This is a genomic window from Mongoliitalea lutea (genome assembly GCF_014652135.1).
Lineage (GTDB): Bacteria > Bacteroidota > Bacteroidia > Cytophagales > Cyclobacteriaceae > Mongoliitalea > Mongoliitalea lutea.
Genome location: NZ_BMYF01000004.1, coordinates 70,895 through 91,065, shown reverse-complemented (window position 1 = coordinate 91,065; position 20,171 = coordinate 70,895). Strand labels below are relative to the sequence as shown.

Below are 20,171 nucleotides of genomic sequence, written 5' to 3'. Positions count from 1 at the left end.
TACCCTGATCAGGGTATTTTTTGGGTAAAATTCAACTTTTTTCCTTTAATCATCCTTTCCTGTACCCTTGAAATGGTCGTCTTTGTCTGCAAAAAGTACGTTAAACGTAGTTAAAGACCCATAGGAGCGGGTAATGTATTGCTGCATTTGCACCCGATCTTCATCATCTAGCTTGGGATGATTGTTGATATTTTGCTCCAAAACCCGCAAGCGCTCCCGGACCATGACAATTTTATGAAAGAAGGTTTTGATGGGGATTTCTTTATTGCTCATCTCCGGGTTGAATGGATTGATTGTGATGGTTCCATTTATCCATTTTTGAGCTAGGGCAACTTTGGGAGCTTCTTCTTTAGGCTGGTTTTTTTTGATGATATTTTCCACCGCTTTTTCAATATCGCTCAAGGTGATGGGCTGGAATTCTGCCTCTTTTTTCTCAATCAATTCAAAATTTGGGAAGTCTCTGGCAATTGTTTTTACTTCCCCTGTATAGTTAAAATAGATTTTATAGTAGGAGGCATCTGATTCCACTACTACTCCTTTTCCAAATTTCGGGTGCCTGATTTGGCTTCCGATTCCTAGTTCCATTGCTGACATATCCTGATTTTTTAAATGGTTATTTTTGATTTGGTCTGTAAATCTGAATGGCCTCTTTAAGTACTACTGATTTGTCCAGACTCATTGGTTTTAATTTTTGTCGCGTGAAAAGACCCATTTGGTCATCATAGTGTTGGCTTTCCTTTCGATTGGACGCACCGTATACATTTACGGTTTCAACTTGGGGAAGTCCTTCACCAAATCGAACCATCATGATATAAGATTCTCCTTGTTCTCCTTTTCGGATGTTTTCATCTAATGGTTCCGACCGCATGGCTGCAAGCACATCCGGTAAGCCAAAAAGCGGCATTTGCTTGTCTCCTCGGATTAATTTTTGGTATTCACCCAAGCTGACAGGAAACTGTTCGAAGGAAGTCAAAAAGAAATCTTGTGCAGCTTCTATTGCAAGGACAGCCTCTTCCTCTGTTAATGTTCGTTTAGGGTCAAGTCCTTCTGGATTTGTCCTATCTCGCAAGAAATAATAAATATAGGCAAAATAGGCAGCTCCTATACTGTTTGCCTGTGCTGTTCGGTCCCATTGCTGAATGGCTCGTATACTTTGAGAAATATGTGGGTATTTTTCAGCATCGAGCCTAAATAGTGGATTAACATTGAGTTCGTAGAGAAGACTATCGGGGAGAGTTTTATCAAACTTGATCCGTTTGAAAGCTTCGTAAGTAAAGATTTCTTCCTCTTGAAGTAAGATTGCCAACCGTACCGATCGGTTATTGTCAGTTAAAAGATAATTCATCTGCGAGTCATAGGCTGATGGATCAAGCTGATCTTTTTCTGCTGTGGCTTTGAATGGGCTATGATTGGTATTGAATAGATAACCGGAAGGAGGATTGAGCTGTTGAGGCAGAGCATTGAAGGGGTAATAAGTATTCCATAACTTGCGTTTGCTGTCTCCTAGCAATGTTTTTCGGTAATCAAATTCAGGATTTCTTACGGGCAATAACGCATTGCTGACATAATAAATGGTATCATATTTATCTGCGTAAACAGTATTGAATCCAGGTAAAGCCATCCGTTCCATAGCGGCTTTGAATTCTGTGAAGTTTTTCGCCTTGTTCATGTGATACCATTGTTCGGGAGCGGTAATCACTTCGAGTGAGCCTGTTCGAATACTGAAAGCACCATGTTCTGTCAGCATGGTTGGGCCAAAAATACTTTTCCAAACCTTCTTTGGAATAGGCACCGTAATCAATTCCCAAAGTTTTACCTTGAGCCACACCCTTTTTTCTTCAAGTTCGAGGTAAGCTCCATCGACAAGGTATTGCAGCTTATTTTTTGGATGCATTTGTAATTGGAAGACATCCAATTTATCAGGATAATTGACCGTATGGGCCCAACCGACATGTTCATTGATGCCATGAAAAATCGTAAGCCCACCGGGAAATAGTCCACCGAGGACATTCCAACCTTCTTCAGAGCATAAATGAGCCTCATACCAAGCGACTGGACCTGTCAATGGTTGGTGTGAATTGATAGCTAGAAAAGCTTCGCCAGTATCAGTTTTGGTAGGATGTATAGCTATCGCGTTTGAACCTGCCGCAGGGTCTTTGACAATTGGTTTATCGATAGTTCCGTCGATTATTTTTTTAACTGCTTCATCAGCTCCTGACATCTGAGCAAGGGAAAGAATATAGGCAGAAATGATATCAATTTCGGTTACAGGAAATGCAGCTGGCAATAAAACCCGTTTGGGATTAGCTAGTGCAAAATCATTCATTCCAGCCAGATAGGCCCTTACAAGTTTTTGAAATTCAGGAGAAAAATCTTCCATATACTTTCTTTCAGCAATGCCGCGTGTGTCCAATAGATGCACAAAAAAATCTACAGCCGCACCTTTTTCTCCAAAGACTCTTCCAACCATTCCTTTACCCGCAAGCAATGTTTGTTGTATAGTTTCAAAATCATCCTCCGCATGTGCCCAGGCAAGTCCATAGACTACATCAGCATCCGTCTCGCCAAAAATATGTGGCACCCCATAGGTGTCCCGCACGATCTGAATAGTACTGGTATCATATCCTGATGCTTCCCAAGTAGGTTGACTACATGAAAAAAGTACAATTGCTACAAGAAATAGTAAAGAGGTTTTTGGTGGAAGACTGAAAGTTAGCATTGGTAAAAATTTTCGTTTAATTTGAGAAAAATACGCAAACCGACCAAAAGTTGATAGACCTATGGAAAAAACTTTCCACTTTGAAATGAAACCGAAGACAAGCGCCTTTGATAGACTTCGATTATTGTTTGAAGAGCAAGTGACTGTTTTGACCATAGCTGAGAACTTGTGGGTTTTTTCCAAAGAGCATTATAAGGAACAAATGGAGCAGATGAATTTCCATGCAGCATTTGTCATTGATGATGGAAAGTATTGGAAGTACGATGATGGAGATGAAGGTTTATCCCCTGTGGAAGAACATGATTGGATGGATCTGAATACGCCTTTATTGACAGCTTTTCGCATGATTCTATTACAGCGAAGATATTTTATAAAAAATGAAGATGGGGAGCCGGCCTACATTGTTACCCGGACTGATTTGGATAAAATAGCCATGCGCATTGGCTTATTCGGGCTGATTAGTTTGTTTGAAACACACATGAAGGATCTTATTCGAAAACACATTCTCAACTGGGAAGAGGCTATTTCTGAAAACAGGTTGAATCAGGCCAAAAGCTTGTACGATTGGAAGAAAGCTCGAAAAGAAGAAATTGATTTGGTGCAGTGCTTGCAGTTTGGAGATTTGGGCACTGTATTCAGTAAGCAACAACGATTTAAGGTGTTTTTCCCGGATTATAGTAGAGATCGTTGGGTGGATATGCTCAATGCACTTGGGAGGCTTCGGGATGCATTGGCCCATTCCCAAGCTCATTTAGGCTTTTCTTGGGAAGAAATAGATGAGATGATTATTTTCATCCGGGGGATTATTGACCGAGAGGAGATCAATTTTTAGAAATAGTTTTTTCACATATCTTCTGGAGAAAAGCATCTGTATGTTATCGTATAGTCAGTGTATTGACGAGTCAGTTTACTTGCTTTTCTAATTAATACCGCTTCGTTGTATTTTGCCTTATTTAATTTGACTTCTCCAATAAGCAGTTTTTTTTCAAATTCATTGATGGCTACGAAATCAATTTCATTTTCATTGGTTTTTTCCCAGTATGTGCCAATAGCTGTAAATAACTGATTTTCTTTAAGCTGTTGTAAAAAATACTTCTCTAAAGCAGACCCAGAAAAGGTTGCGAAATCTCTGGTAACTATATCAAGCATCATTTGATAATTCTCGAGTTCGACGATGCTCCTGTATTTGTAGATAAATCGAAACCAAAAGTTCAAAAAATTATCCTCAATTCTATATTTTATTCTTCTATTTCCTGATTTGGAAAATATCGGAGTAATCCTCTTAATGATACCGAACTCTTTTTCAAGTCTTTCTAAATATACCCCTACACTGCTTTCTAAAATTGATTCGATTTCTGGTCTTGAGGTTTTGGATGATGCTATTAAACTTAAAATGGAGAAATAAGTATGGTGGTCCCTTCCAAATTCTTCAATAAGCACGTTTCTCCCCTCGTCCAACAAGGTGGAATTAGAGTTAAAAATTTCCTGAAGCATCTCCTCCTGCTTGAGTGAATTGTTCACGACAAAGGTCTCTATATACTTTGCTACTCCTCCTGTAAGTGTAAAAAATGCCAAAAGATCCTGTTGGGTGAAGTTTGGGTAGTGTTCCCTTAAAATCTCTTTGATTGTTTCTGTTCCAAATGGCTTTAAATGAATTTTGCCTGTAATTCTTCCAAATAAGGGCTCTCTTTTATCCTCAAAAATCTTCTTCATGATAGAATAGATAGAACCACAGATCAATAAATTGATTTTTGCCGAATCTTTTTTGCTATCCCAAATATGCTGCATATCACTAAAAATTGACGGATTGATCGACATGAATTCCTGAAATTCATCCAATACTAAAGTGAAATTTTCTTTTTCAGCATGGTCCATCAGTAAAGCGAATATGTCTTTAAACGACTTTAATTCCCCATACCAAGAAATAGCGAAACTTGATCGGATTAGTTCTGAAAACTCCTGAACCAATAATGTTTCTGACTTTTTTGCAATGAAAAAATAAAGGGCTTTTTTCCCTTCAATACTTTTTTTAATCAATGAAGTTTTTCCAATTCTTCTCCTACCTATGACAAGCGTCATTTGAGCATTGGTGATTGATCGCTTTTCCTGCTTTAAAAGATATGCAAGTTCATTTTGTCTATCGTAAAACCTCATAAAGGATGCATAAAGTTATTTTACTGTAATTTTCACTACTGTAATACAAATTACAGTAAAATTAACTACAGTAAAAAGTATTTAAGCACATTTAAAACCTCCCCACCTCAAAAGCTTTCAAATCCATCGAGCTAAGGTCACCTTGATGTAAATCACTCAAAATCTTTCCGGTAGCTGGAGCCATGCTGATACCCATCATCCCGTGTCCGGTACCAAACCATGCATTTTCATAGCCTGGTGCCTGCCCGATGTAGGGAACACCATCAGGGGAACAAGGACGTAAGCCTTTCCAGATTTGTTCTTTTTCAGGGAATTTTGCCTGAAATGATGGGTAAAAACGATTGATGGACTCAAAAATACCTTTGACTCGGTTCAGGTTGATCCGCTCATCGGTGCCTGCAATTTCCATTGTTCCGCCAAATCGCACCTGATTTCCATAAGGACTCACGGCAACCTTCATTTCTGTTAAAATAGAAGCCTGCTTGATTTCAGGATTGTTTTCCTGCAGGAAACTATAACCCTTTCCGCCCATCATCGGCAAGTTGAAACCAAGCATTTGGGCCAAGGAAGCAGACCAAGCACCCGCACAAAACATAAATTTCTCCCCTTCAATTGGTCCATGGGCGGTGATGACTGAACTGATTTTTCCTCCTTTTTTCTCAAACCCCAATACTTCTTGATTGGCATAAAAAGTGACTCCTTTTGTTTTCAGGTAGTTTTTTAAATAGTGAAAGAGCGCCGCTGGTGATAGATGGGCATCTCCAGGGAATAAGACTGCTCCCCTGGCATTGACCTCCAGATTAGGTTCTATAGATGCAATGTCAGCAGTGGATAAGATTTCCGCTTCCAGCCCATGTTTACGCGCTAGATGTGCAAACTCGATTTCTTCTTTTTCCACCCCTGCTGTTTGATAGAGCATCATTAGTCCTTTTTCTTCCAGTTGTAAATCTGCTGAAGCTTGATGCTCCAGCCTGAAATCCTGATAAAGGGATTTACTGAGCAAACTGATGTTTTTTAAGAAAGGGATGGAGCGTTCTACATGTCTTTGATTGGCAGAGCGGTAAAAAAGCCATGACCACTCGAGGAGCTTCCGGTCCAATTTGGGATGAATATAAAAGGGGCTTTTAGAAGAAAACATCCAGGCTATTCCTTTGCTAATCATGCCAGGTGCTGCTAAAGGGATAATATGACTTGGCACAATCATGCCTGCATTTCCTGTGGAGGTAGTGTCCTGCATATCGCCCTTATCAATGATAATGGACGGAATTCCTGATTTTTGTAAGTAGTAAGCTGTAAATAAGCCTATTATTCCTCCTCCGATAATGATGGTTGGCTTCATGGGGTCTGTCAGATTAGCAGTGAAAAGTACATATTTTTTCAGCAATTTTTGCTTGAAAAATGATGAACACGCGAGAGTTTGTGAATCATGAGAAAAATCAAGACATAAAAAAAGCCGTGAAATAGAATTTCACAGCTTTAGTCAATTAACAATAAACCCAAAATAACCTGCTATGGAAGAAGGAAACGATCCTTCGGTTTACCTGCCATCATTCCACAGTATCATGCTTTTGATGTTACAAAGATAATGCTGAATCCAATATTTTGGGAATATTGAAAAATAATAGCTGAAAATTTACAGTATTTTTATTTTTAGGGCGTTTATTTTTAGTGTTTAGTATCTGTAATCGATTGCGGATACTTCAATTTTGAAAACTTGGTAACGGGTTTTCAGTTTCCTAATTGGGTTTTTAATCATTATGATGCACGTATTGCTCCCATTTTTCCAAAACTGTCTGAAAATCTGCGGGTAAACGGCTTTCAAAATATAGTTTTTCTTTGGTGATGGGATGGATAAATCCTAGAGACATGGCATGAAGCGCTTGTCTCGGCAGGGCGTCGAAGCAATTTTGTACAAAGGATTTGTATTTGGAGAACTGGGTGCCTTTTCGGATTTTATCACCCCCATACATGGCATCATTAAAAAGGGGATGCCCTAAGTAGCGCATATGTGCACGGATTTGATGGGTTCGCCCTGTTTCGAGATTGCATTGCAGCAAAGAAACATACCTCAACCGCTTCAATACCTTCCAATGAGTGATGGCATTTTTGCCCTGACTACCATCGGGATACGCATCCATTATTTTCCGGTCTTTGGCACTTCGGCCCACATGTGCATCAACCGTTCCTTCATCCTCAGCGGGTTCCCCCCACACAAGAGCCAAATACGTTCGCTCAATGGTGTGGTGAAAAAACTGATGGGCCAAGTCTGTCATGGCAACTTCTGATTTGGCAATTACCAACAAGCCCGATGTGTCCTTGTCTATTCTATGTACCAATCCCGGCCTACCGGAATTACCTGGCATAGTAGGGAGTTGATTGAAATGATAGACCAACGCATTGACCAAGGTACCTGTCCAATTTCCTTGAGCTGGGTGGGCTACCATACCCGCAGGTTTGTTGACGACTAATAAGTGGTCGTCTTCGAATAAAATATCAAGCGCGATATTTTCTGGAATGACCGTAGTATCTCTGGGTGGCTTTTCAAACAATACCTTGATTTCATCCAAGGGTTTGATCTTGTAATTGGCTTTGGTGGGTTGCCCGTTGACTAAAATATTTTCATTGTCAATGGCTGTTTGAACCTTGTTTCTGGTAGCATTCGCTACCTTTTCGGTTAAGAACTTATCGATTCGAGTGGCTTGTTGCCCTTTATCCACTACAAATGTATAGTGCTCAAATAGCTCTAACTCCTCTTCTTCCTGGTTTTCTCCGTCAAAAATTTCTTCCATCTTGCAAAAATAGGGGCATTTCCCAAGTTTTTGGATATTTGTAAGAAATAAGCATCCATGTTAATCCCTCAACACATTCCTTACCAGTCTATCCAACATCCTTTATTCCAGGAAAAAGGAATTGAACTTACAGTTAAACGTCTCGATTTGGTGCATGGGGATGTGTCGGGCAATAAGTTTTTTAAATTGCAATACAACCTCCAAGAAGCGATTGCTCAAGGCTATTCCCGTATCTTAACGTTTGGAGGCGCTTATTCCAATCATATTCATGCCACTGCCGCAGCTTGTCATTTGGTAGGGCTGGAAAGTATTGGCATCATCAGGGGAGAACAATCAAGTCCCCTTAATCCAACTCTTCGTTTTGCTCAAGAAAAAGGAATGCAGCTGCATTACTGGGATAGAAGTAAGTATAGAAACAAACAACGGCCCGAAATGCTCCAAGAGCTTCTAGATGCCTTTGGAGATGTTTACATAGTTCCCGAAGGAGGAACCAATGCTTTGGCGATCAAAGGAACGGCTGAAATACTAACCTCTGAAGACAAGCAATTCTCCCATATTTTTACAGCCATTGGCACTGGTGGAACATTTGCTGGGTTGGTCTCCAGCCTGCAAAGTCATCAAAAGTTACTTGGGGTATCCGCATTGAAAGGGGATTTTATGGTTAAAGAAATAGATGAGCTCATTCAAAAGCATAAAATCAAGTTTCAAGGAAGCTGTGATATACTGTTGGACTATCATTTCGGGGGATACGCCAAATGGAATCATGAATTATTGGACTTGATCCGGGAATTTAAGAAAAGCTATGGTTTACCGCTTGACCCTGTGTATACCGGGAAAATGATGGCAGCTGTTTTGGGAGAAGTTAAAAAAGGTACTATCCCAACAGGTTCCAAAATTTTAGCGGTTCAAACAGGTGGATTGCAGGGAGTGAAGGGATTTGAGGATCGGATAGGGGTGAGTTTGGGGTGAGGGAGAAGGGGATTGTTGAGTTTTTTCTTGAACAAATTCACCCCTCATTCAATACAAAATAATCCTCCCTTTCCTGGGGTTGAATTTTAAGAACGTTAGCAAGTACTAACCGTACGAGGGTTTTGGAGGCTAGGAATTTGGGGAGTTTGGCTATGCGTTGGAACTCGCGGAGGGTGATTTTTTCTTGCTCGCCGAGGGCTTTCATCAGCAATGTCTCCTTTTCTCCATAAGTAAATACGGTGTCTTTGGGGGTTTTGCCACGCTTGATAATTTCCCACATTTCACGGCTAGCCTGTATGCTTCTATCCTTTACCCGTACATAGGCCTTTTTTCGCTCTCCATCCTTCATGTAATGAGGGCGGTTTTCGGATATGGGAATGGAAAATACAGCGATGCCCTTCTTGGGATTGAGTTTTTGGATACTGACTTCGTAGGTCAATTCAGGGAAAATATATTCCCGAATGGCTTTTTCCATCACAAAAACTTCCTCTTCTATAAATCGCTGACCGCTGACGGTGCCATCATCATCTACTCCAATCAACAAATAGCCCCCTTGTGTATTCGCTAAGGCAATAATTTCCCGTGCAATCTTCTCGGGAAAAGCTGCCTTTTTTTTGAACTCGGTTCGGATACCCTCTCCCTGTTGGGCGAGTTTGTAGATTTCCTGTAGGGTCATAGGTGATGGCTTTGATGACCATTATGCGTTTTTTAGCAATTAAACACTCCTTTCGAGCGTTGCAAGCCTGTTTTTGAGGCCTTGCCACTCGTCTCTCAAGCGGGCAGCTTCCATAAAGTTCAACTCCTTGGCAGCTTTTTCCATTTGCTTTTGTGTCTGTGTGATGAGTTTCTCGAGCTTATCCTTACTCAAATATTGCACTACCGGATCAGCGGCAACCATGGCTTCCACATCAACTTGGTCCTCGTAGACTTTTGCATTTTTCTTGCTATCGGCAACTTTGGTTTGGCCAAGGATTTTTTCTTTGGACTTCCGAACAGTTGTTGGAGTGATGCCATGCTCTTCATTGTAGGCCATCTGAATTCCCCTACGACGCTTGGTTTCATCGATGGCCATTTGCATGGAATCCGTGGTTTTGTCGGCATACATGATTACACGGCCATTTTCATTTCGAGCGGCACGGCCGATGGTCTGTACCAAGCTTCGTTCATTCCGTAGAAAACCTTCCTTATCCGCATCCAATATCGCTACAAGAGAAACTTCCGGTAGGTCAAGTCCTTCCCTAAGCAAGTTTACTCCTACCAAGACATCGAAAACTCCCAACCTCAATTCTCTCAAGATTTCTACCCTGTCTAAAGGCTTCACTTCAGAGTGAATGTACCTGGATTTTACTCCTGCCCGCTCCAAGAATTTTTGCAATTCTTCTGCCATGCGTTTAGTCAGTGTGGTAACCAAGACGCGGTCACCTTCCTTGATGGTTTGGTCGATTTCTTCCAGCAAATCATCTATCTGATTTCCACTTGGACGAACTTCTATAATTGGATCCAACAAACCCGTTGGGCGGATAATCTGCTCTACCACAATTCCCTCTGTTTTGGATAATTCGTAATCAGCAGGGGTTGCGCTCACATAAATGACCTGATTAGTCAAACTTTCAAATTCATCAAAATTCAGTGGTCGGTTATCCAAAGCAGAAGGTAAACGGAAACCATAATCCACCAAATTTACCTTTCTAGCTCTATCTCCACCCCACATACCCCGTACCTGTGGCAAAGTCACGTGGCTTTCATCGATTACCAATAAGTAATCATCTGGGAAATAATCCAACAAACAGAATGGACGTGTTCCCGGCTGTCTTCTATCAAAGTAGCGTGAATAGTTTTCTACTCCCGAGCAGTAGCCTAATTCCCGGATCATTTCTAAGTCAAACTCGGTACGTTCTTTCAAACGCTTGGCTTCGATAAACTTCAGGTCTCTTTCAAAAAATGAGACTTGGGCGACCAAATCATCCTGAATTTCTTTGATGGCTTGATCAATGGTATCTCGCCCCGTTACAAATAGATTTGCTGGGAAGATCGAGATGATTTTTTCATCCGAAATTTTTTTCCCTGTGGAGGGTTCTATTCGTTGAATTGCCTCAATCTCATCCCCCCAAAAGAAAATCCGGTAGGCGAAATCAGCATAAGCAACAAATACATCTACGGTGTCTCCCTTTACCCGGAAAGTTCCGTGGGTAAGCTCTTGATTGGTTCGGCTGTAGAGGATATCTACTAATTTGAACAACAACTGATTTCTCGGGATACGGTCTCCTTCTTGTAGTCGGATCACATTTTTTCCAAACTCATCAGGATTTCCAATACCATAAATACAGGAAACGGAGGCTACCACAATCACATCCCTTCTACCGGAAAGCAAGGCTGAAGTAGCACTCAGACGCAGTTTTTCAATTTCTTCGTTGATAGAAAGGTCTTTTTCAATATAAGTGCCTGAAGTAGGGATAAATGCTTCAGGTTGGTAATAATCGTAGTAGGAAATGAAGTACTCCACAGCGTTTTCTGGGAAAAATTGCTTGAATTCCCCGTACAATTGTGCAGCCAAGGTTTTGTTATGGCACAAAACTAGGGTAGGGCGCTGTGTTTCCTGGATAAGGTTGGCTACCGTAAAGGTTTTACCTGAACCGGTAACTCCCAAAAGTACTTGCGCAGGCTCTCCATTGTCCACGCCTTCCGCTAATTGGCGGATAGCTTGTGGTTGGTCCCCTGTAGGTTTAAATTCAGATTGTAAGTTGAACTCCATAGATAAGTGGTAGATTGTGTATAACACCAAATCCCCCTGTCAAAGTTTGGGAACTTCCTGTATTTATCCCCGAATTGCAAATTTCTCCTGATTGTAGTAGAGGTAATTGCTTCTCAGGAGACTGATTAAGAGCAAAGGCACAATGCTTGGGTGGAACGATTGAAAACCCAATACCCAGAAAACCAACGCTAGATTTGTACTGATCAACATAACCAATAAGTATTTCTTCACCCATGGTTTCCAGGTTTGTTTGAGCATGGCAATAGCCAATACAAGGTGTCCAGGGAAGGCCCATAGAATATTCCAGTTCCACTTAGTTTGGGAATGGAAAGTGAAAAACCATAGGAGTGTAATCACGATCCCAAGGATTCCCAATATTCCAAAATAAGCAATGTCAAATCCTTTGAAAAGACGTTTTTTCTTGAATCCTATAAAGGTGATGGCTATAAAGAAAATTGCCAACACCCACCAAAGAACAAACGGTTGAAAGAAGTTGAGCGAAGAGGGTTGCGGTTCAAAGGTAAGTACGTCAAATTGTTCTTTTACCAAGGGTCTGGTTGGCCCATCACCAACGATTTGCGCGCGGGCGAAGGCAGCTTCCATATAGTCTGGTAAAAATTGTTTTTCTCGCTCCGTTGCATTCACATCGATTACTGCACCCAAGGCAAGGTCAATTCCAAAATCTGCCCAAGGAAGAGGATACACGTACTCGTCAATCAGGTTTCTGAATGTTTTTCGCTCTGGTTCGCTGGGTTCATTCCAGTCTAATTGATTTCCCAAAACAGTTTCCAAAACATCCCTCACCCGTGTAGCACAATTGTCATAAAAGAAATCGTATCGGTAAAATTTATTTTCTGGCAACCGATTGATTTCCAAGAATTGCACCATTTTGGCAGTTTGCTCCGGATTCAAATCCAAAATCTGCTCCCGTACATTTCGTTGAAAATAATTGTACTCAAATAAAAACCGATCATAGGTGCTTACACTGAGCATGTAATCCAAAGTTCGACGGGTAAAATTGAACAAGAAATAAGGAGCTCCGAAATCGAAGGTGCCGTAATTGTACACCAAGTCCACGCCCGAAATAGTATCCTTCACTCGTATCGCACTATGCCCAAAGGTGGTGTAAATCTCCTCTCCCGGATCACAAGTCAGTAAGCTGACTTGGTAATCCTGAGCTTGGAGGCTAAAAATAGTCGAATAAATAAACGAATAAGTTAATACCATTTTTTTCAAGAGGGAAAAGCAAGATTTAACTTTAGTATTCGCTTTTCTACTGGTGCAAAATGGTTTTTCAAAAGAGGACATATCAGGTGCGGAGAAAATGTTTCCTGCGAATTTACAGGATTCTTGGATTTTTTTATGTCCTCCTTGGTCTTGATTTGCAAAGCCTCTATGCGCAGATTCCTTTAGTTATTGGAGATTACCGCACGATTACTTCAGGAGACTATCAAGATATAGCCATCTGGGAGGTTTGGGATGGGGTTTCGTGGATAGCGGCAAGTGTCAAACCGGGTGCGGGGAATTCCATTTTTATTGATCAAGGACATGAAGTGCGGCTGGTGCAACAAGAGGAAGCCCATCATGTCTATTTGTTCAGCGCTGCATCTCCTGGGCGAAAGTTGAACCTTCAATCTTTTGAATTGCATATTTACGGGTCTTTACGGGGAATGCAGAAGATAGGAGAGTTTTTTGCGATCAATACAGTTTCCAATGCTACCCTGGACTGGATTTATCCAGAGACGGGTAGGTTGGTGTTCAAAGGTGCTTCTAGGATTGTGGTGGATCGCGCTTCTTGGTCTGCCAATACCACCAATAGTCGCTATACCGTGGTGTTTGACCCAGATCCAGGTCAAACGCTTACAGTCAATTCAGCATTTAAAGCCAATCAGTTTATTATTCAATCGGGGACAGTCCTCCAAACAGTCAACACGGCAGGAATTCCTGCATGCTCCACTTTTTCTTATAATAATCAAGCAATTTTTAATGGAGCGGGTCCTTATGGAGATTTTATTGTAGAGTCAGGTGCCACCTTTGTTTCTGAGTGTTCCGACCCATTAGCTTCTATAATTCAACGCTCAGCTTCTGTTCCTGGGGCATTATTTCACCTAAAGGCAGGGGCTTCCATGTTTTTGTTGGGCAATGAGCCTTTAATTGATGTAGTTACTTTTCAATTGGAGGGGAATGTGTACTATTCGGCTGGTACGGGGGTGCAACGCATGCTTCGCAACACCATGAGTAATGCGACGGTTCCTAAGCACTATCATAATCTATTATTTGAAAATGGAGCACAAAAGATTCTACAGGACTCAATCTTCCTAGATGGGGATTTAGCAGTGTTGACTGGTGATTTTCCTCAGCATGGAGCTGGGTATATTCAGTTTTATGGAGATGCTCAGCAACAATTGGTAGGGACAGAACTGCGTTTGTTCGACTTGGAACTTAGCAAAACAGCTGGAAGCCTGCGTTTTTCAGGTGATCTTTACGTCGAGCGCTTTTTATATATGCGTGAAGGGGTAATGGATTTTGAGGGAGCTGATTTATATCTAAATGAATCTGCTTCGGGTGGCTTACGGCAGTTTGAAGGCATATGGGCAAATTTGCACCGCTTGTTTTACCTGAATTTACCTCCGATTCTCACTCCAACTAATGCCACGTTTCCTTTGAAGGATATTTTTCAAGGAGGAATTAGGCGATTTCGTTTGGTAGGAGAATCTCCTGGTGGAAATTTGGAGTTACAATACCTAGAGATCCCTGGTGCAAATTGGGATCCTGGATTCAATGACACTGACGGGACACCCATACTTTATCAATTAAATTCCTATGTTGCTCTTTCGGGGCTTTCGAGTGGTACTGGGAGTGTGGTCGTCAGTATGTCGGCTGAAAATCTGATTGTAGATCAAGTGGAAGACTTAAGGATAGTCAGCAATGGGCAGGCGGCCCCTGGAAATAATTTAATTGCTATTGATAATGATACGCTTTGGGCTAGGAGGGAGTTGCCTTTCAGCCTGTTGAATAATCAGACATTTACTATTGGCAGCTACCGTGTGCTTTCCATCTTGCCTCTCCGTTGGCAATCTCAATCCGCTCGTTGGGCTGATGGTGTTGTCACGCTTACTTGGGAGACTTTGGATGAAAAAAATACTTCGCACTTCAATATTAGGAAATCCATTGGTGGAGTGAATGCTTTTGAACGTATTGGAACGGTACAGGCCAAAGGCTTATCAGTGAATGAATACGAATGGAACTACTCACTTAGGCTGCCCCATGAAAGAATATTTTTTCAAATGGAGCAAGTGGACCTTGATGGAGTAAGTACCTTCTCAAATGTATTTAGGCTTGAAGGGGTTCCTGCGGCTTTTCAAGAATCTACAATTGTATACTATCCAAACCCCTACAAGGAAGGATTATTGGTGATTGAAGTTCCACCCGGTTGGGACAGAAGTGGAATTTTCATGAAAGTTTCAGAAGTTACAGGGAAAGTTTTATATGAGGGGTATTTGAGAGATTTTGACGCGTCTATAGTTTTTAAAAACCTGATGCAAGGAGTCTATTTTTTCTGGTTGCAGGGGCCTGATAATTCTGTGAAAAGCTTTAAACTTTTAAAAAACTGATTAAATTGCCTGCAGTCACCTCGATTAATTCAATAGCTTGTTACTTGGTAAAAAACCATCAGTTGCTTCTTGCGTTATCCATAGTGTGAATCTTAAAACCCAAATTTCCTTAAAAACCAATGTTTATGCGTACAGCAGAAGAGAATTTTGAATCATTAGGCTTGATTTTACCACCACCTCCCAAACCCATTGGAGTATATAAGCCCTGTTTAATTGTTGGTAACCATTTGTATCTCTCTGGTCATGGGACTTGGAAGGAAGACGGTTCTCTGATTGTAGGAAGAATTGGAGAGGATATGAGTATAGATGCGGGGAAGTTAGCGGCCAGGCAAGTTGGCTTGGCAATGCTGTCTACTATCAAGGCCAATATTGGTTCATTAAATAAAGTCAAGAGAGTGATCAAAGTATTAGGAATGGTCAATTGCGTGAAAGGCTTTGAACGACATCCTTATGTAATTAATGGATGCAGTGAGTTATTTGCAACTATTTGGGGGGAGGAGAATGGAATTGGCGTAAGAAGTGCCGTAGGAATGGGTTCCTTACCCGATAATATTCCTGTGGAGATTGAGGCTATGTTTGAGATTGAGCCATTAATCTGAATTCTATAAAAAACAAAAACGGGAACAAATCTAGTCGAAATGTTCCCGTTTCGTAACCTGGTAAACCGTAATTTGCCAAACTACGTCAAGCTACAGTTCATAAGTCCTTTCAGTTACCCAATCGGAGGTAAATTTTCACTGGCTGAAACGGTCCATTAGATGGCCGCAAGGCTTGTTTTTTCAAAGCGATCATAGATTCCAGAATTTCAGCATTACCTGTCAGATTTAACTTCCTAAGAAATTTATTCCTTCTTGATCTACACCAGTTTTTCAAATCTACCGGAGTTTTTAAGCTCCTTATTATCTCTTACTTGATGTTATCAAATTTCGAACAATTTTAGTCAGAAAACAAAAAATAAGCATCTAATTTTTCAACAATTTACCAACAAATATTTAGGTTTTTTGCACAAGTTATGAACAATCTGTTTTATTCGGGGTTTTTAGCAGAATCTTAATTCATGGTTTGTTTGTCCAATAGCTGCATCAATTGCTCGAGGTATTGTTGATCAACTTCATCGAAATCATCCAATCGGTCACTATCTACATCGAGGACACACCAAACATCTTCTCCGTGGAGACCGGGAACTACAATTTCGGACTTGGAAGCACTGCTACAGGCAATATGTCCAGGAAAAGCATCCACATCAGGGACAAGCTGCGTCTTTTTTTCTTTCCAGGCTGTACCACAAACGCCTTTTCCAAAATTAATCCGAGTGCAGGCTAAAGGTCCCTGAAATGGCCCTAATACCAATTGGTCGTTTTTTACCAAATAAAACCCTACCCAAAAGAATCCAAAAGCTTCTCTAAGCACTGCGCTTACATTAGCAAGATTGGCATATAGGTCTGATTCATCTGTGATCAGGGCTTCAATTTGAGGTAAGATTACCTGATAGATTTCAGCCTTACTTGCATTGGTTGGTAGGTATATTGACTCTGCCATAAATTAATGATTGTAATAAATCGAAAGTTTGTCCCCCATAACATCAATTTTCTGAGCGATGGTTCCTGAAAGCTTCGGTGCATGAATTCCGTCGCCGAAAGTTTGGGTGCTTTGAAAGATTCTTGCTTCATCCCATAAATCAAGTGCTATAAATGAATGAAGCAGCTGACTTCCTCCTTCTATCAAGATGGATCCTATTTTCTTTTCTTGTAGTCGTCGAAGGATGTCAGAGATGTCTTTGCAATCCTTAACCTTTATAAATGTAGTATTGGCTTCTTCTCCATTTTTTTCTTGATTGAAGATGATAGTGGGAATGCTACCATCCAAAACATGGTAGGGGTGATTCCAGTCCAGTGAAGATGCTAAGATGATTCTTGTAGGATTTTTCCCAACCCAATCCCGCACATTTAGTGAAGGGTTGTCAAAGATAACAGTGTTTTTGCCGACTAGGATCGCATCTTCTTCAGAGCGCCATTGATGGACAAGCTGCCGGCTATAAGGATTACTGATCCATTTGGAATCATAATTTGTACGGGCAATAAATCCATCAGCAGTTTCGGCCCATTTAAGAAGTATGTAGGGTCTTTTTTTCTCCATATAGGTAAAGAAGCGCCTATTTTGCTCCCGAACTTTTGATTCCAAAACCCCGGTGATGACCTCTATTCCTGCTTCTCGTAATAATTGAATGCCTTTTCCTCCTACTAAAGGATTGCTGTCAACTGCTCCGATGACCACTTTTTTTACCTGATGCTGTATCAAAAGATTAGCACAAGGCGGTGTTTTTCCCCAATGTGCACAAGGCTCAAGGGTTACGTAAACAGTGGATTCCTTTAATAGAGCTGCATTACTTACTTGCAACACAGCATTTGGTTCGGCATGTGGCCCTCCATAGTATTCATGAAATCCTTCACCAATAACTTGGTCCTCATGCACAATCACGCAACCTACCATAGGATTAGGACTTACGCTTGCGCGTCCAAGTTCGGCAAGTTCCAAAGCCCGTTGCATGTACACGAAGTCTTTTTCCATCATTTACTGTCTTGGCTGAAGATTGATATTGCCTGCTTGGGTGGCTGTTTGGGGAGTGACTACAATATTGACCAAACTGTCTCTTCGTAGTTCATTGTTAAAAGGTAGAATACCCACAGTGTACGTGCCGGATAAGCCTCTTAATTGAAACTGCCCACTGCTTAAATTGGAAATGGTACTGGTAACGGTGTCTCTATTTTGGATAGCATATAATACTGCCTGTTGACCAGCTGGTCTTATGGTGCCGGAGATGATTCCTGTATTGCTGGTAGAAAATGCCCTAATAACTGGTTCTAAGAAATAATCATTTCCTCTTTGCCCAGTAACGGAGCGCTGCACATCAAAATCAATGATTAAATCATGAGAAATTCCAGCGCTCAATAAGAAGTTGGTTTGAATACTTGGTTCTTGAGATGCTGCCGATACAAATCTCAAGGGTTCAGTGGCGCCATCAATTCGAACACGATTGTTTTCTCCTAGTATTAGTTTCATTTCTATAATTTGACCTACAGGAACTTCATCTCGTCCGATTAAGAACTGCTCCCCTCCAATCAAAGCAGAAACATTGATTTGTCGGTTACCTGCTAGATTTGGTAAGAAAAATGTCTGAACACTTTCACCGGTTCTCCCTCCTGATATGCTGACCTCTACTCCTAGAATTTCTATCAGAGCAGCATCAAAGTCCCCCGGTGCATCGACCAAAAACACATTGATCAATGCTTGATTACGGGCACTTTCATTAGTACAAGCAAAAAACAGCCCGATTAAGCCTATTATTACCATCTTTTTCACACCGTAAAGTTAGGAAAGATTACAGGATTTATTCCTCATTTCGGATTTTTCAATAGTAAGGTAGATTGAATGACTGCATTTGCTGAATATCTAACAAATAATCTACAAAAATAAAAATACTGTAAAAAATCAGTTTTTTTGTTGAAATAATTTTAAAATATGATTCGCTTTATTAACTTTGGATCATCAACAAAGACAAAAGGTCCCGTTGAGTTATCCTGTAGGGTGTTGAAATTGGCAGACAAGCCCTCCTGTCTCGGGGGTGGAGAGTTCGGCACAAAGCAAACATGGAGCTCGTGTTTTGCCTAACCGCTTCGTGGAGGTTCGAGTCCTTCTCCTACAGCAAAGGTTATGATAAGTAAAACGGGAACACAAGGTTCCCAAGCATTATACTGTAGGGTGTTGAAACTGGCAGACAAGCCCTCCTGTCTCGGGGGTGAGGAGTACAGCATAAAGCAAACATGGAGCTCGTGTTTTGCCTAACTGCCTCGTGGAGGTTCGAATCCTTCTCCTACAGCTGGTTATTTTGGGTTTATTGTTAATTGACTAAAGCTGTGAGATATTGTTTCACGGCTTTTTTTATGTTACAAATCTGTGGATTTTACTTTTGAAGCTAGCAATGCAGGTCTGTAAGAAGCCAAAAGTGTTATCAAAATTACCGATACACTGGTCCATAAAAAGTCAGTCCAAACAATCTTTACCGGATAGTTTTCAATGATGGATGAATCAATTCCCATAGAAACTAATCCTACTGTATCCTGAAGCCATACGATAACAAAACCCAGTACAAGCCCAATTGCCGCCCCAGAAAATGCGATGATACTCCCTTGTTTGATGAAGATATTTTTGACAGTGGATGCTTTCGCTCCCATGGCATAAAGAATTGCAATATCTTTTTTCTTCTCGATTGCCATCATGGATAAGGAAAAAAAGATGTTGAAAGAAGCTACTGCCAAAATGAAGGTGAGCGTAATAAACACAAATAACTTTTCGATTTTGATGGTACGCAGCAATCCGGCATGCTGTTCATCCGTATCTTTCACTGTAAATTCCTCACCTAAGAGTTGTTTCAGTGCTGCTTTTACTTTTCGAATGGAGTATCCTTCTTGAACACTCACTTCGATGGCTGTTCGCTTATCCCCGTAATTTAAGAGTCGGCTGACAAAGGATAGGGGGGCAATGATGTAATTATCGTCAAACTCTTTTTCTACACTAAAAAAAGCACTGGGGATTAGTGTGCCTTGATTGTAAAGCTGTCTAGGGTCAATGGTAGCTGCATTTCTTGGAGCTTTTGGATAATATGCCTGCAAGAGGTCAAATTCATTTTTTAAATCAATCGACAAGAAGAACCCTACACCTCTTCCAATGATTGCCTGTGGGCGTTCCTGGGTTCCCAAGTCCAATTTGCCCCATACATACCCTTGTTCAAAGCGGGGCTGGGCTAAGTAATTATCAGAAACCCCCTTGATTCTTGCTAAATGCTGATAGCTTCTGTAGTTGAAAAGCGCATTATCCTCGATTACTTCGGTTACCAAATACACCCCTTCCACTTCCTCAATACTTCGAAGGGTACTTTCGTCCATTCGGAAAGATTTGCCCTGGCTGGCCTCAATTTTCAGGTCGGCATCAAAAGAAGCATAAAGTCCACGGACCAAATCTTCCAGACCATTAAACACCGATAGGACAATAACCAATGCCATAGCACCCACAGCCACGCCAACCATTGTAATGATGGATAGAATGGTGATAAAGTTTTTCTTCTTTTTGCTTCGGAAGTATCGGGCTGCTATAAAAAATGAAGTGTTCAAGAAATG

Annotated in this window: 16 protein-coding genes; 4 read left to right on the top strand and 12 right to left on the bottom strand. The window is 41.1% G+C overall.

The window, feature by feature from the left end; all coding sequences use genetic code 11:
- Nucleotides 1-45: 45 nt before the first annotated feature.
- Both IE080_RS04430 and IE080_RS04425 read right to left on the bottom strand, forming a co-directional pair.
- On the bottom strand, nt 46-594 hold the full coding sequence (locus tag IE080_RS04430; protein ID WP_189579244.1) for a DUF8685 domain-containing protein: 549 nt from the start codon (nt 592-594) through the stop codon (nt 46-48).
- Nucleotides 595-613: 19 nt separating this feature from the next.
- The gene (locus IE080_RS04425; protein ID WP_189579243.1) at nt 614-2,719 is read right to left on the bottom strand and encodes a penicillin acylase family protein; all 2,106 of its coding nucleotides are present in this window, start codon (nt 2,717-2,719) and stop codon (nt 614-616) included.
- A gap of 61 nt (nt 2,720-2,780) precedes the next feature.
- Between IE080_RS04425 and IE080_RS04420 the strand changes: the two genes are divergently transcribed.
- Nucleotides 2,781-3,551, top strand: a complete 771-nt coding sequence (locus IE080_RS04420) for a hypothetical protein (RefSeq protein WP_229800494.1) — start codon at nt 2,781-2,783, stop codon at nt 3,549-3,551.
- Nucleotides 3,552-3,562: 11 nt separating this feature from the next.
- Here IE080_RS04420 and IE080_RS04415 read toward each other — a convergent pair whose 3' ends face one another.
- The 3 genes from IE080_RS04415 to IE080_RS04405 form a co-directional block, all read right to left on the bottom strand.
- Nucleotides 3,563-4,873, bottom strand: a complete 1,311-nt coding sequence (locus IE080_RS04415; RefSeq protein ID WP_189579242.1) for an ATP-binding protein — start codon at nt 4,871-4,873, stop codon at nt 3,563-3,565.
- 91 nt (nt 4,874-4,964) lie between these two features.
- Nucleotides 4,965-6,212: an NAD(P)/FAD-dependent oxidoreductase gene (locus IE080_RS04410; RefSeq protein WP_189579241.1), complete on the bottom strand. Its 1,248-nt coding sequence runs from the start codon at nt 6,210-6,212 to the stop codon at nt 4,965-4,967.
- A gap of 409 nt (nt 6,213-6,621) precedes the next feature.
- Nucleotides 6,622-7,662: an RluA family pseudouridine synthase gene (locus tag IE080_RS04405; protein ID WP_189579240.1), complete on the bottom strand. Its 1,041-nt coding sequence runs from the start codon at nt 7,660-7,662 to the stop codon at nt 6,622-6,624.
- Nucleotides 7,663-7,719: 57 nt separating this feature from the next.
- Here IE080_RS04405 and IE080_RS04400 point away from each other — a divergent pair, with 57 nt between their 5' ends.
- Nucleotides 7,720-8,631 (top strand): 1-aminocyclopropane-1-carboxylate deaminase/D-cysteine desulfhydrase, encoded by a 912-nt coding sequence (locus IE080_RS04400; RefSeq protein WP_189579239.1) that lies wholly within the window; start codon nt 7,720-7,722, stop codon nt 8,629-8,631.
- Between the two features lie 37 nt (nt 8,632-8,668).
- Here the strand turns inward: IE080_RS04400 and IE080_RS04395 are convergent, their stop codons facing one another.
- The 3 genes from IE080_RS04395 to IE080_RS04385 form a co-directional block, all read right to left on the bottom strand.
- The gene (locus IE080_RS04395) at nt 8,669-9,307 is read right to left on the bottom strand and encodes an AlbA family DNA-binding domain-containing protein (RefSeq protein WP_189579238.1); all 639 of its coding nucleotides are present in this window, start codon (nt 9,305-9,307) and stop codon (nt 8,669-8,671) included.
- Nucleotides 9,308-9,346: 39 nt separating this feature from the next.
- A complete protein-coding gene (gene uvrB, locus IE080_RS04390; RefSeq protein WP_189579237.1) occupies nt 9,347-11,383 on the bottom strand; it encodes an excinuclease ABC subunit UvrB in 2,037 nt (678 codons plus the stop codon).
- A gap of 63 nt (nt 11,384-11,446) precedes the next feature.
- Nucleotides 11,447-12,610 (bottom strand): Lnb N-terminal periplasmic domain-containing protein, encoded by a 1,164-nt coding sequence (locus IE080_RS04385; RefSeq protein WP_189579236.1) that lies wholly within the window; start codon nt 12,608-12,610, stop codon nt 11,447-11,449.
- Nucleotides 12,611-12,765: 155 nt separating this feature from the next.
- On the opposite strand from IE080_RS04385, the gene IE080_RS04380 reads away from it, so the two are divergent.
- Together IE080_RS04380 and IE080_RS04375 are read left to right on the top strand one after the other, a co-directional pair.
- Complete coding sequence (locus IE080_RS04380; RefSeq protein WP_189579235.1) at nt 12,766-14,997, top strand: T9SS C-terminal target domain-containing protein; 2,232 nt, start codon at nt 12,766-12,768, stop codon at nt 14,995-14,997.
- 125 nt (nt 14,998-15,122) lie between these two features.
- Nucleotides 15,123-15,596 carry a RidA family protein gene (locus tag IE080_RS04375; protein ID WP_189579234.1) on the top strand — a complete coding sequence of 158 codons (474 nt, stop codon included), beginning with the start codon at nt 15,123-15,125 and terminating at the stop codon, nt 15,594-15,596.
- Between the two features lie 451 nt (nt 15,597-16,047).
- On the opposite strand, the gene msrC is transcribed toward IE080_RS04375, so the two are convergent.
- From msrC to IE080_RS04355, 4 genes are all read right to left on the bottom strand, one after another.
- The gene (gene msrC, locus IE080_RS04370; RefSeq protein ID WP_189579233.1) at nt 16,048-16,536 is read right to left on the bottom strand and encodes a free L-methionine (R)-S-oxide reductase MsrC; all 489 of its coding nucleotides are present in this window, start codon (nt 16,534-16,536) and stop codon (nt 16,048-16,050) included.
- 3 nt (nt 16,537-16,539) lie between these two features.
- Nucleotides 16,540-17,565, bottom strand: coding sequence for a bifunctional diaminohydroxyphosphoribosylaminopyrimidine deaminase/5-amino-6-(5-phosphoribosylamino)uracil reductase RibD (ribD, locus tag IE080_RS04365; protein ID WP_189579232.1), 1,026 nt, complete (start codon nt 17,563-17,565; stop codon nt 16,540-16,542).
- 3 nt (nt 17,566-17,568) lie between these two features.
- The gene (locus IE080_RS04360; protein WP_229800509.1) at nt 17,569-18,348 is read right to left on the bottom strand and encodes a DUF4382 domain-containing protein; all 780 of its coding nucleotides are present in this window, start codon (nt 18,346-18,348) and stop codon (nt 17,569-17,571) included.
- Between the two features lie 593 nt (nt 18,349-18,941).
- Nucleotides 18,942-20,165 carry an FtsX-like permease family protein gene (locus tag IE080_RS04355; RefSeq protein WP_229800493.1) on the bottom strand — a complete coding sequence of 408 codons (1,224 nt, stop codon included), beginning with the start codon at nt 20,163-20,165 and terminating at the stop codon, nt 18,942-18,944.
- Between the last annotated feature and the right edge of the window lie 6 nt (nt 20,166-20,171).

Excerpts from the sequence above, each read along its gene's own strand:
- IE080_RS04395 (WP_189579238.1), bottom strand. The coding sequence starts at position 9,307 with ATGACCCTACAGGAAATCTACAAACTCGCCCAACAGGGAGAGGGTATC.
- IE080_RS04420 (WP_229800494.1), top strand. The coding sequence starts at position 2,781 with ATGGAAAAAACTTTCCACTTTGAAATGAAACCGAAGACAAGCGCCTTT.
- IE080_RS04410 (WP_189579241.1), bottom strand. The coding sequence starts at position 6,212 with ATGAAGCCAACCATCATTATCGGAGGAGGAATAATAGGCTTATTTACA.
- IE080_RS04400 (WP_189579239.1), top strand. The coding sequence starts at position 7,720 with ATGTTAATCCCTCAACACATTCCTTACCAGTCTATCCAACATCCTTTA.
- msrC (WP_189579233.1), bottom strand. The coding sequence starts at position 16,536 with ATGGCAGAGTCAATATACCTACCAACCAATGCAAGTAAGGCTGAAATC.
- IE080_RS04385 (WP_189579236.1), bottom strand. The coding sequence starts at position 12,610 with ATGGTATTAACTTATTCGTTTATTTATTCGACTATTTTTAGCCTCCAA.
- ribD (WP_189579232.1), bottom strand. The coding sequence starts at position 17,565 with ATGGAAAAAGACTTCGTGTACATGCAACGGGCTTTGGAACTTGCCGAA.
- IE080_RS04405 (WP_189579240.1), bottom strand. The coding sequence starts at position 7,662 with ATGGAAGAAATTTTTGACGGAGAAAACCAGGAAGAAGAGGAGTTAGAG.
- IE080_RS04415 (WP_189579242.1), bottom strand. The coding sequence starts at position 4,873 with ATGAGGTTTTACGATAGACAAAATGAACTTGCATATCTTTTAAAGCAG.
- IE080_RS04430 (WP_189579244.1), bottom strand. The coding sequence starts at position 594 with ATGTCAGCAATGGAACTAGGAATCGGAAGCCAAATCAGGCACCCGAAA.
- IE080_RS04360 (WP_229800509.1), bottom strand. The coding sequence starts at position 18,348 with ATGGTAATAATAGGCTTAATCGGGCTGTTTTTTGCTTGTACTAATGAA.
- IE080_RS04425 (WP_189579243.1), bottom strand. The coding sequence starts at position 2,719 with ATGCTAACTTTCAGTCTTCCACCAAAAACCTCTTTACTATTTCTTGTA.
- IE080_RS04375 (WP_189579234.1), top strand. The coding sequence starts at position 15,123 with ATGCGTACAGCAGAAGAGAATTTTGAATCATTAGGCTTGATTTTACCA.
- uvrB (WP_189579237.1), bottom strand. The coding sequence starts at position 11,383 with ATGGAGTTCAACTTACAATCTGAATTTAAACCTACAGGGGACCAACCA.